This is a genomic window from Streptomyces sioyaensis (assembly GCF_004122735.1).
In the GTDB taxonomy this organism is placed as follows: domain Bacteria; phylum Actinomycetota; class Actinomycetes; order Streptomycetales; family Streptomycetaceae; genus Streptomyces; species Streptomyces sioyaensis.
Genome location: NZ_SDIF01000008.1, coordinates 109,895 through 120,757 on the forward strand (window position 1 = coordinate 109,895; position 10,863 = coordinate 120,757).

Genomic DNA, 10,863 nt, shown 5'->3' on the forward strand with positions numbered 1-10,863 from the left:
CACAGACTTCTTGGAGCACACCATGAGCGACACCCCCACCACTGCCTCCCACGGGCACGGCACTGCGTCCCACGGGCATGGCCCGTTCATTGCGGCCATCGACCAGGGCACCACGTCCAGCCGCTGCATCGTCTTCGACAAGGACGGCCGGATCGTCTCGGTCGACCAGAAGGAGCACGAGCAGATCTTCCCGAAGCCGGGCTGGGTCGAGCACGACGCCACCGAGATCTGGACCAACGTCCAGCAGGTCGTCGACAGCGCCGTCCACAAGGCCGGGCTGACCGCGGCCGACGTCAAGGCCATCGGCATCACCAACCAGCGCGAGACCACCGTGCTGTGGGACCGGACCACCGGTGAGCCGGTCCACAACGCCATCGTCTGGCAGGACACCCGCACCGACGCGCTCTGCAAGGAGCTCGGCCGCAACGTCGGCCAGGACCGCTTCCGCCGCGAGACCGGCCTGCCGCTGGCCTCGTACTTCGCCGGTCCGAAGATCCGCTGGCTGCTCGACAACGTCGAGGGCCTGCGCGAGCGCGCCGAGCGCGGCGACATCCTCTTCGGCACCATGGATTCCTGGGTCATCTGGAACCTGACCGGCGGCGTGGACGGCGGCGTGCACGTCACCGACGTCACGAACGCCTCGCGCACCATGCTGATGAACCTGCACGGCCTCCAGTGGGACGAGAAGATCCTCGCCTCGATGGACATCCCGGCCGCGGTGCTGCCGGAGATCAAGTCCTCCTCCGAGGTCTACGGCCACGCCACCGGCGGTGTGCTGGCCGGCGTCCCGGTCGCCTCGGCGCTCGGTGACCAGCAGGCCGCGCTGTTCGGCCAGACCTGTTTCGAGCAGGGCGAGGCCAAGTCCACGTACGGCACCGGCACCTTCATGCTGATGAACACCGGCCACGAGCCGGTCAATTCGTACAACGGGCTGCTGACCACCGTCGGCTACCGCATCGGCGACCAGGAGCCGGTCTACGCCCTGGAAGGCTCCATCGCCGTCACCGGCTCGCTCGTCCAGTGGATGCGCGACCAGATGGGCCTGATCAACAGCGCGGCCGAGATCGAGACCCTGGCCAGCACGGTCGAGGACAACGGCGGCGCGTACTTCGTGCCGGCCTTCTCCGGCCTGTTCGCCCCCTACTGGCGTTCGGACGCGCGCGGTGTCATCGCGGGCCTGACCCGCTATGTCACCAAGGCGCACATCGCGCGCGCCGTACTTGAGGCCACCGCCTGGCAGACCCGCGAGATCACCGACGCCATGACCAAGGACTCCGGCGTCGAGCTGACCGCGCTCAAGGTCGACGGCGGTATGACCTCCAACAACCTGCTGATGCAGACCATCTCGGACTTCCTGGACGCTCCCGTAGTGCGCCCGATGGTCGCCGAGACCACCTGCCTCGGCGCTGCCTACGCGGCCGGACTGGCCGTCGGCTTCTGGTCCAGCACCGACGAGCTGCGCGCCAACTGGCGCCGGGCCGCCGAGTGGACCCCCCGGATGGATGCGGCCACCCGTGACCGCGAGTACAAGAGCTGGCTCAAGGCCGTCGAGCGGACCATGGGCTGGATCGAGGACGAGGAGTAAACATGAGCACCCTGCAGAGCGTCCCGGCACTCGGGACGCACCCGGCCAGTGGTTCGCACGCGAGCCGCGCCGAGACTCGGGAGCAGCTTTCCAAGGCGACGTACGACCTCCTGGTGATCGGCGGCGGCATCCTGGGCATCTCCACCGCCTGGCACGCCGCACAGGCCGGACTGCGGGTGGCCCTGGTGGATGCCGGTGACTTCGCCGGCGCCACCTCCTCCGCCTCCTCCAAGCTGCTGCACGGCGGTCTGCGCTACCTGCAGACCGGCGCGGTCAAGCTGGTGGCGGAGAACCACTTCGAGCGGCGTGCGGTGTCCCGCCAGGTCGCACCGCACCTCGCCAATCCCCTGACCTTCTACCTGCCCGTGTACAAGGGCGGCCCGCACGGCGCCGCCAAGCTGGGCGCCGGCGTCTTCGCCTACTCGGCGCTGTCCGCGTTCGGCGACGGCGTCGGCCACGTCATATCCCCGGCCAAGGCGCAGCGTGACGTGCCGGAGCTGCGGACGGACAACCTCAAGGCCGTGGCCGTGTACGGCGACGACCAGATGAACGACTCCCGGATGGCCCTGATGACCGTCCGTGCGGCGGCCGCGGCCGGCGCCACGGTCCTCAACCACGCCGAGGTCACCGGCCTGCGCTTCACCCAGGGCCGGGTCACCGGCGCCGAGCTCAAGGACCGGATGGAGGGCGAGGAGTTCGGCGTCAACGCCCGCCTGGTGCTCAACGCCACCGGCCCGTGGGTGGACCACCTGCGCAAGATGGAGGACCCGAACGCGGCCCCCTCCATCCGGCTGTCGAAGGGCGCGCACCTGGTCCTCAAGCGCACCGCCCCCTGGAAGGCCGCGCTGGCCACCCCGATCGACAAGTACCGCATCACCTTCGCCCTCCCCTGGGAGGACATGCTGCTGCTGGGCACCACGGACGAGGAGTTCGAGGGCGACCCGGCGGATGTCGCGGTCACCGAGAAGGACACCGCCCAGATTCTGGACGAGGCCGCCTTCTCCGTCCGCGACCAGCAGCTGTCGCGCGATCTGATCACGTACTCCTTCGCGGGACTGCGGGTGCTGCCCGGCGGCCCCGGCGACACCTCCAAGGCCAAGCGCGAGACGGTCGTCACCGAGGGCAGCGGCGGCATGCTGTCGGTGGCCGGCGGCAAGTGGACGACCTTCCGCCACATCGGCCGTACGGTCATGAGCAAGCTCGCCGCGCTGCCCGGCCAGCCGCTGGCCGAGGACATGGAGCCGATCGCGCATCTGCCGAAGAAGCTCCCGCTGCCCGGTATCGCCAACCCGAACGCGGTCGCGCACCGGCTGCTCGTCGACGGCGGTACGCCCGGCCCGCGGATGGCCCCGGAGACCGCGCGGCACCTCGCCACCCACTACGGCTCGCTGTCCTTCGACATCGCCCGGCTGGCGAACGAGAACCCGGCGCTGGCCGAGCGCATCCACCCCGACGCCCCGGAGATCTGGGCGCAGGTCGCCTACGCGCGCGACCACGAGTGGGCCGAGACGGTCGACGATGTGCTGCGCCGCCGCACCACCCTGATGATCCGCGGACTGGACACGGAGGACGTCCGGGCGAAGGTCAAGGACATGCTGGCGGGCTGAGCGGAGGCGCCGGACGCGGCCGACGACGGCTGAGGGCCGGGAGCTGAGAGCCGTCAGCTGACGGTGCGTCATGGCGGCGTACGGCGCGTGAGGAGGGGGCGGTCCACGGGGGCCGCCCCATCGTCGTCTCCGCGTGCGGGGCGCGTGCCGGGATGGCGCTGTCCGTCGATTTCGCCGCCACGGAGGAGGACTGGGCCGCCCATCGGAGCGGCCGGGATGGGCATCACAGGTCATAATGGGCTCAGACATCGGATGTCTGTGCCAGTCATCCGGGGCGAGATCCGGACGGGTCCGGGCGGGCGGGGAGGTCGGCATGGCGGTCACCGACGAGGCGATCGAGAAGATCAAGGGCATGATCGTCTCCGGCGCGCTGCGGCCGGGCGACCGGCTGCCGAAGGAGAGCGAGCTGGCGGCCGAGCTCGGCCTGTCCCGCAACTCCCTGCGGGAGGCGGTGCGCGCGCTCTCCCTCATCCGCATCCTGGACGTGCGCCAGGGCGACGGCACGTATGTCACCAGCCTGGACCCCACCCTCCTGCTGGAGGCGATGAGTTTCGTGGTGGACTTCCACCGCGACGACACGGTGCTGGAGTTCCTCGCCGTCCGCCGGATCCTGGAGCCGGCCGCCACGGCCATGGCGGCCGGCCGGATCCCGGTGGAGGAACTGGACGCCCTGGAGGCCCAGTTGAACGCGTTGGGGCCGGCCCCCTCGGTCGAGGATCTGGTCGCCTGCGATCTGGAGTTCCACCGCGGCATCGTGGCGGCCTCCGGCAACTCCGTGCTGTGCTCCCTGCTGGAGGGGCTGTCCGGGCCGACCACCCGGGCCAGGGTCTGGCGGGGGCTGACGCAGAAGGACGCGGTGACACGCACCCTCACCGAGCACCGGGCGATCCTCGGTGCGCTGCGCGACCGGGACGCGGAGGCGGCGCGGGCCTGGGCGACGGTGCACATCGCGAGCGTGGAGCAGTGGCTGCGCGCCTCGCTGTGAGGCGGGTGCCCACACCCGGCCCGCGCCCGGCCCACTTCCGGCCCACGCCCGCCTGCGCCCGGCCCACGCCCGCCTGCGCCCGGCCCGCGCCCGGCCGTCAGGCCGCGAAGCCGCCGTCCACCGCGATCGAGGCGCCCGTGATGTAGCGTCCGCCGCCGCCCGCCAGATGGGCCACCGTCGCCGCGACATCCGCGCCCCGGCCGTACGCCCCCAGCGCGGTGAGCCCCGCCTGCATCGCCGCACTGTCGCCGTCCGCGGGGTTCATATCGGTGTCGATGGGCCCCGGGTGCACGAGGTTGGCGGTGATCCCGCGCGCCCCCAGCTCCCGGGCCAGGGTCCTGGTCAGGCCGGTGAGCGCGGCCTTGCTGGTGGCGTAGAGGCTGCCGCCGGGGAAGGCGACCCGCTCGGCCATACAGCTGCCGATGGAGATGATCCGCCCGCCCTCGGTCAGATGCGCCGCCGCGGCCTGCGCCGCCAGGAACGGCGCCCGGACATTGGTCCACAGCACCCGGTCGACATCGTCGAGGGCGATGTCCTCGAACGGCCCGAGCACGCCGATGCCCGCGTTGTTCACCAGGATGTCCAGCCGCCCGAACCGGTCGACGGCGCCGGCCACCGAGGCCCGCACGGCTTCCGCGTCACCGCTGTCGGCCCGTACCGCCCAGGCCTGCCCCCCGGCCCGCTCGATCTCCTTGACCACCTGCGCGGCGAGGTCCTGCCCGCTCCGGAAGGTCAGGGCCACCGCCGCGCCGTCGGCGGCCAGCCGCAGCGCGATCGCCCGGCCGATCCCCCGGCTGCCACCGGTCACCAGCGCCACCTTGCCGGCCAGCGGCCGGACGCCGTTCCCCGCCACCGTCGTCTCCGTCAGCACCGTCGCCGTCATCGTCATCACCTTCGTATCGAGTCGTCCGTGGCCGGGCGCAGCCGTGCGGAATGCCGTGCTTCCGTATGCCGTGCTTCCGTGGCTTCCGCAGGGGCGGCGCCGTGTCGCGGGGGTTGCTCCGCGGTACGACTCGATCTTCCGGCGCGGCGGGCGCCGTGGCTGGCGGAATCCGGACGCCGTGTCAGCGGCCCGCGGACTCCGCTGCCGGCGGCGCCCCGACCCCGTAGACCCGCCCGGCCGTGCCCCCGAAGACGTCCGACCGTTCCGCCGCCGCGAGTTGTCCGGTGGCCGCCTCCGCGAGCGCGACGACGTCCTCATAGCCGGCGGCCAGGGTGCACACCGGCCAGTCGGAGCCGAACATCACCCGGCCGGGGCCGAAGGCGTCCAGGACGTGCCGGGCGTAGGGCAGGATCTGCTGCGGCCGCCAGCCGTCCCAGTCGGCCTCGGTGACCAGCCCGGACAGCTTGCAGCTGACATTCGGCAGCGCGGCGAGGGCGGTGACGGCGTCCGCCCACGGCTGCCACTCCCCCGAGGCGACCGGCGGTTTGGCGGCGTGGTCCAGTACGAACGCCAGCTGGGGCAGGGCACGTACCGCGGTGTGCGCGGCGGGCAGTTCGCGCGGGGTGACCAGCAGGTCGTAGACCAGTCCGGCGTCGGCCAGGACGCCCAGGCCGCGCAGCACGTCGGGGCGGGTGAGCCAGTCGGGGTCCGGTTCGTCCTGTACCTGGTGCCGGATGCCCACCAGCCCCGCGGGCAGCGCCGTCAGCACCTCGGCGAGCGCCGGATCGCGGAGATCGGCCCAACCGACGACGCCGGTGACCGGCCCCTGCCCCGCCGCGAGGGTGAGCAGTTCGGCGGTCTCCTCGTACGAGGACGACGACTGGACGAGGAGCGTGCCGTCGACGCCGTGCGAGGTCAGATGCGGGGTGAGGTCGGACAGCGCGTAGTTGCGGCGGATCGGATCGGCCCAGGGGCCGTCCATCCAGGGCTGTTCGCGCCGGCTGAGGTCCCACAGGTGGTGATGGGCGTCGATACGCATCGGGGGCGCGCTCCGGGATCGGGCTCAGTCGTTCAGGGGCAGCGGCAGATCGGGGTCGAGCAGGCCGCGGGCGACGAGCGTATGCCAGAGCGCGTCCGGGATGTCATGGGTGAACTGCCGGGCGTTCTCGGCCATTTCGTCCGGTGTGGCGGCGCCGACCACGGCCGCGGCGACGGCACGGTGCCCGAAGGGGAAGCGGAGCGCCACCGCTTTGAGGGGCACATCGAACTCCGCGCAGACGGACGCAAGTTGACGCGCGCGGTCGAGCACGGTGGCAGGGGCCGGTGTGTAGTTGTAGGGCGCGCCGGGTGACGGGTCGGCCAGCAGACCGGAGTTGTAGACGCCGCCGACAACGACCGAGGTGCCGCGGCGGACGCAGACCGGCAGCAGATCGTCGACGGCGGTGCGCTCCAGCAGGGTCCAGCGGCCGGCGCAGAGCACCACGTCGACGTCGAGGTCGGCGACCAGACGGGCGAGCACATCACTGTGGTTCATGCCGAACCCGATGGCCCGGACCGTCCCCTGGGCGCGCAGCTCGGCAAGGGCCGGGAAGCCGGTCTCGTACACCTCGCGCAGCCGGCCCTCGACGTCGTGCAGCAGGACGATGTCGACGGCGTCCACCCCGAGCCGGGTCAGCGACCCTTCGAGCGTGGCCCGGATGCCGTCGCGGGAGAGGTCCCACATGCGGGCCCGCGCGGGGGTGTCCACGAAGCCCTCGCCCGCCGCGCGCTCCCCCGGGGCGAGCGGCCGCAGCCGGCGGCCGACCTTGGTGGAGAGGGTGTAGCGGACCCGGTCGTGGCCCCGCAGCGCCCGGCCGAGGCGCTCCTCGGAGAGGCCCACGCCGTAGTGGGGCGCGGTGTCGAAGTAGTGGGCACCGGTGTCGAGGGCGGTGCGGACGACCTCGCGCGCCTGCGCCTCGGGGACGGCGCGGTAGAGGTTGCCGAGCGGCGCACAGCCCAGCCCCAGGGGTGGGACGGTGACGCCGCTGTGCCCCAACTCCCTTGGCCCGTACGAGGGATAGCGCATGGCGGCCGCTCAGTCCTGCTTCTCGCCGCTGGTGAAGCGGGAGATGACCAGGGCGATGATGATGATCAGGCCGTTGAGGAACTGCGTCCACAGGGGCGGCACCCCGGCCAGCGTCATCACATTGATCACGAGCTGGAGGGTGAGGACACCGGTGAGCGCGCCGAAGAGGGTGCCCCGGCCGCCCTTGAGGCCGATGCCGCCGATCACCGCGGCGGCGAAGACCTGGAAGATCCAGCCGTTGCCCTGGCTCGCGGAGACCGCGCCGTAGTGGCCGGTGTAGAGAATCCCCGCGAAGGCGGCGAGCACCCCGCCGAGCGTCAGCACGGTCCAGGTGAGGCGGTCCACCCGGATGCCGGCCGCGCGGGCCGCCTCCGGGTTGCCGCCGACCGCGTACAGCGCCCGCCCGTGCCGGAGACAGCCCAGGGCGGCGCCGCCGAGGGCGAAGAGGGCGAGGCAGATCCATACGGCGGCCGGGATGCCCAGCCAGTCGGCCTTGCCCAGATAGGCGAAGGAGTCGGGGACGTCGCCGATGGACCGGCCCTCGGAGATGCCCACTTGCAGTCCGCGCAGCATGGTCAGCATGCCGAGGGTGGCGATGAAGCCGTTGACCCGCAGGGTGAGGATCAGGAAGCCGTTGGTGGCGCCGACGGCCGCGCCCACGGCCAGGCAGAGCGGGACCGCCGTCCAGGAGGGGAGGAGCCCCAGCCCGGCGAAGCGGGCGCCGTGTGCGGGCGTCACCAGCCACAGAGCGAGCACCGGGGCCAGGCCGATGGTCGACTCCAGCGACAGATCCATCCGCCCGCTGATCAGGATGAGCGCCTCACCGAGCACCAGCAGGCCCAGCTCGGTGGACTGCTGGACGACGCCGATGAGGTTGTCCCCGGTGAGGAACGCGGGCGAGACGATGAAGCCGATGACACCCAGCACGAAGATCACCGGCACCAGGGAGAGGTCCCGCCAGCGGCCCGGGCCGACCCGGGGCCGGCGGCGTGGTGCGGCGGTGCCGGGGCGCCGGGTGGCCGGCGGCGAGGCGGTCTCGGTCATGGCGCGGTCCCTTCCGTTCCGTCGGTGGCGGGGCGGGCCGGTGCGGCGGTCCGACCGGTGTCCGGTGCGGCAGTCCGACCGGTGTCCGGCGGGCCGTCCGGGCCGCCGGTGCCCGTCATGCCCTCCATGGCGGCGACCAGTTCGTGGTCGTGCCAGCCGGCCGCGAACTCGGCGGTCACCCGGCCGTGGAAGACCGCCAGCACCCGGTCGCAGATCCGCAGATCGTCCAGCTCGTCGGAGACGATCACGGCGCCGCTCCCCCGGTCGGCGACCTCCCGTACGACGCCCAGCAGCGCCTCCTTGGACCGGACGTCGACGCCGTTGGTGGGCCGGACGGCCACCAGCACCGCGGGATCGCGGGCCAGCGCGCGGGCGACCACCACCTTCTGCTGGTTGCCGCCGGAGAGTCCGGACACCGGCTGGCCGGGCCCGGTCGTCCTGATGTCCAGTGCGGCGATCATCCGCCGGGCGAACTCGCGGGTCCGGGAGGGCAGGACGGTGCCCAGCGGCCCGAGCCGGCCGGTGACGGTCAGGGTGGCGTTCTCGGCGACGCTGCGGCCCGGGACGAGTCCCTCGCGGTGCCGGTCCTCGGGGACGTAGCCGATGCCCGCGTCGAGGGCGTGCGGCACGCTGCCGGTGCGGACCGGCCGCCCGCACACCGTGATCCGGCCGCCGTCCGGGGCGCGCAGCCCGGCCAGGGTCTGCCCGATCGCGGTGCCGCCGCCGGCCGCGCCGCCCGCGAGCCCCACCACCTCGCCGCCGCGTACGGTCAGATCGAGCGGTGCGAAGTGCCCGTCGACGGCCAGCCCTTCGGTCTGCAGCACCGCCTCCCGCACCGTCCGCGCGCCCGCCCGCGGCTGCCGCGCGGCCGCCGCCTCCTCCCCCGTCATCGCCGCCACCAGCGCGTCCTCGGCCAGTCCGGGGACCGGCGCGGTCAGTACGTGCCGGGCGTCCCGGAAGACGGTGACGGTGTCGCACAGCTCGTGGACCTCCTGCAGATGGTGCGAGATGAACAGGAAGGCCACCCCCTGGTCGCGCAGCTCCCGCAGCTTGCCGAAGAGCCGGGCGATGCCCCGGGCGTCCAGCCGCGCGGTGGGCTCGTCGAGGACGAGCAGCCGGGCGCCGCACGACAGCGCCCGGGCGATCTCCACGAACTGCCGCTGCTCGACGCCGAGATCCTTGATCCGGGCGGCCGGGTCGGCCTCGACGCCGTACTCGGCGAGCAGTGCCCGGGCCCGCTCCCGCAGCGCCCGCCAGCGGATGGTGCGTCCGCCCGGGAAGCGGCCCAGGTAGAGGTTCTCCGCAACGGTCAGCTCCGGCACGGTCATCGACCTCTGGTGGACGCAGGCGACTCTGCGCCGCCAGGCGGCGGTGTCGCCCCAGGCGGGTGCGGGCGCACCGTCGAAGGTGACGCGGCCGGCGTCCGGGCGTGCCATACCGGTCAGCACGGACACCAGCGTCGACTTGCCGGCGCCGTTGCGGCCGACGAGGGCGTGCGCCTCGCCGGGCCGTACGGTCAGCCGGGCGCCGTCGAGGGCGACGGTGGGGCCGTAGCGTTTGACGATTCCCTCGGCGTGCACGGCCGCCGGCCGCTCGCCGGTCTCCGCGCCCATTACTGCTTCTTCTCCAGCTGATTGGCCCACAGCGCCTTGTCGTCGACGTTGTCCTTGGTGACCAGGGGTGCGGACAGCTGGTCCTCCAGGCCGTTCTTGATCTTCACGATGGTCGAGCCGTGGTCGGTGGGCCCCGGCCGGAACGTCTTCCCGGCCAGGGCGGCCCGGGCGTAGTACAGCGCGTACTTGGCGTAGAGGTCTGCGGGCTGGGAGAGGGTGGCGTCGATCTTCCCGGCGCGGATCGCGTCCAGCTCGTCCGGTATGCCGTCGTTGGAGACGATGGTGAGGTGCCCGTCGGTGCCGGCCGGCCTGAGCAGCTTCTTCTGTTCCAGGAGGGCGAGTGTGGGCTGCAGGAAGGCGCCGCCGGCCTGCAGGTAGATGCCGTCGAGGTCCGGGTGCTGGGCGAGCAGGCTCTGCAGCTTGCCGGAGGCGACGTCACCCTTCCAGTCGGTGGCCAGCTCGTGCACGGTGATCCCGGGGTACTTCTGCCGCATGCAGGACGCGAACGCCTCGGACCGGTCCCGGCCGTTGACCGAGCTGAGGTCGCCCTGGAGTTCGGCGACCCGGCCCCTGCCGCCCAGGCGCCGGCCGAGGTACTCGCAGGACTTCTCGCCGTAGGCACGGTTGTCGGCGCGGACGACCATGTAGACGCTGCCCTCGTCGGGGCGGGTGTCCACGCTCACCACCGGGATCTTCTTCTCCGCCAGGCGCCGCAGCTCGGCGGAGACGGCGCCGGTGTCCTGCGGGGCCATGACGATCGCCTTCGCCCCCTGGCCGGTCAGCGCCTGGACGTCGGCGACGACCTTGGCGATGTCGTTCTGCGAGTTGGACAGCGGCAGCGCGGCCGGGCCGCCGTGGTCCAGGTCCTTTTCGAGGTACTGCTGGTAGGAATTCCAGAAGTCGGTGTCCGTACGGGGCACATCGATGCCGATCCTGCCGCTCGCGGTGTCGCTGCCGCGGTTGCAGCCGGTGAGCACGGCGGTGGCGAGCACCGCGGCACAGGCGGCCGCGCCGGTGATACGCAGTCTCATGGGTGGTCCTTCGGTCGTGGTGTGCGTCCCCCCACCCCCGAACCCACCCC

At 72.7% G+C, this 10,863-nt stretch carries 9 protein-coding genes; 3 read left to right on the plus strand and 6 right to left on the minus strand.

What is annotated here, in order from left to right:
• Positions 1–22: 22 nt before the first annotated feature.
• From glpK to EST54_RS05005, 3 genes are all read left to right on the plus strand, one after another.
• Entirely contained in the window at positions 23–1,585 is a 1,563-nt protein-coding gene (gene glpK, locus EST54_RS04995; RefSeq protein WP_129245417.1) for a glycerol kinase GlpK, read from the plus strand.
• A 2-nt stretch (positions 1,586–1,587) separates the two neighbouring features.
• Positions 1,588–3,192, plus strand: a complete 1,605-nt coding sequence (locus EST54_RS05000) for a glycerol-3-phosphate dehydrogenase/oxidase (protein ID WP_129245419.1) — start codon at positions 1,588–1,590, stop codon at positions 3,190–3,192.
• 313 nt (positions 3,193–3,505) lie between these two features.
• Positions 3,506–4,177, plus strand: a complete 672-nt coding sequence (locus tag EST54_RS05005; RefSeq protein WP_096215624.1) for a FadR/GntR family transcriptional regulator — start codon at positions 3,506–3,508, stop codon at positions 4,175–4,177.
• A 97-nt stretch (positions 4,178–4,274) separates the two neighbouring features.
• On the opposite strand, the gene EST54_RS05010 is transcribed toward EST54_RS05005, so the two are convergent.
• The 6 genes from EST54_RS05010 to EST54_RS05035 all read right to left on the minus strand — a co-directional run bounded on the left by EST54_RS05010 (position 4,275) and on the right by EST54_RS05035 (position 10,813).
• Complete coding sequence (locus EST54_RS05010; RefSeq protein WP_129245421.1) at positions 4,275–5,066, minus strand: SDR family oxidoreductase; 792 nt, start codon at positions 5,064–5,066, stop codon at positions 4,275–4,277.
• A 175-nt stretch (positions 5,067–5,241) separates the two neighbouring features.
• Entirely contained in the window at positions 5,242–6,099 is an 858-nt protein-coding gene (locus tag EST54_RS05015) for an amidohydrolase family protein (protein WP_129245423.1), read from the minus strand.
• 24 nt (positions 6,100–6,123) lie between these two features.
• A complete protein-coding gene (locus tag EST54_RS05020) occupies positions 6,124–7,125 on the minus strand; it encodes an aldo/keto reductase (RefSeq protein ID WP_129245425.1) in 1,002 nt (333 codons plus the stop codon).
• A 9-nt stretch (positions 7,126–7,134) separates the two neighbouring features.
• Positions 7,135–8,169, minus strand: coding sequence for an ABC transporter permease (locus tag EST54_RS05025; protein ID WP_129245427.1), 1,035 nt, complete (start codon positions 8,167–8,169; stop codon positions 7,135–7,137).
• A complete protein-coding gene (locus tag EST54_RS05030; RefSeq protein WP_129245429.1) occupies positions 8,166–9,782 on the minus strand; it encodes a sugar ABC transporter ATP-binding protein in 1,617 nt (538 codons plus the stop codon). Before EST54_RS05030 ends, EST54_RS05025 begins: the two co-directional genes overlap by 4 nt.
• Positions 9,782–10,813 carry a sugar ABC transporter substrate-binding protein gene (locus tag EST54_RS05035; protein WP_129245431.1) on the minus strand — a complete coding sequence of 344 codons (1,032 nt, stop codon included), beginning with the start codon at positions 10,811–10,813 and terminating at the stop codon, positions 9,782–9,784. Before EST54_RS05035 ends, EST54_RS05030 begins: the two co-directional genes overlap by 1 nt.
• Positions 10,814–10,863 lie beyond the last annotated feature (50 nt).

Coding starts and splice junctions, on each gene's coding strand:
- EST54_RS05030 (WP_129245429.1), bottom strand. CDS start 9,782: ATGGGCGCGGAGACCGGCGAGCGGCCGGCGGCCGTGCACGCCGAGGGA.
- EST54_RS05000 (WP_129245419.1), top strand. CDS start 1,588: ATGAGCACCCTGCAGAGCGTCCCGGCACTCGGGACGCACCCGGCCAGT.
- EST54_RS05005 (WP_096215624.1), top strand. CDS start 3,506: ATGGCGGTCACCGACGAGGCGATCGAGAAGATCAAGGGCATGATCGTC.
- EST54_RS05025 (WP_129245427.1), bottom strand. CDS start 8,169: ATGACCGAGACCGCCTCGCCGCCGGCCACCCGGCGCCCCGGCACCGCC.
- EST54_RS05010 (WP_129245421.1), bottom strand. CDS start 5,066: ATGACGATGACGGCGACGGTGCTGACGGAGACGACGGTGGCGGGGAAC.
- EST54_RS05035 (WP_129245431.1), bottom strand. CDS start 10,813: ATGAGACTGCGTATCACCGGCGCGGCCGCCTGTGCCGCGGTGCTCGCC.
- glpK (WP_129245417.1), top strand. CDS start 23: ATGAGCGACACCCCCACCACTGCCTCCCACGGGCACGGCACTGCGTCC.
- EST54_RS05020 (WP_129245425.1), bottom strand. CDS start 7,125: ATGCGCTATCCCTCGTACGGGCCAAGGGAGTTGGGGCACAGCGGCGTC.
- EST54_RS05015 (WP_129245423.1), bottom strand. CDS start 6,099: ATGCGTATCGACGCCCATCACCACCTGTGGGACCTCAGCCGGCGCGAA.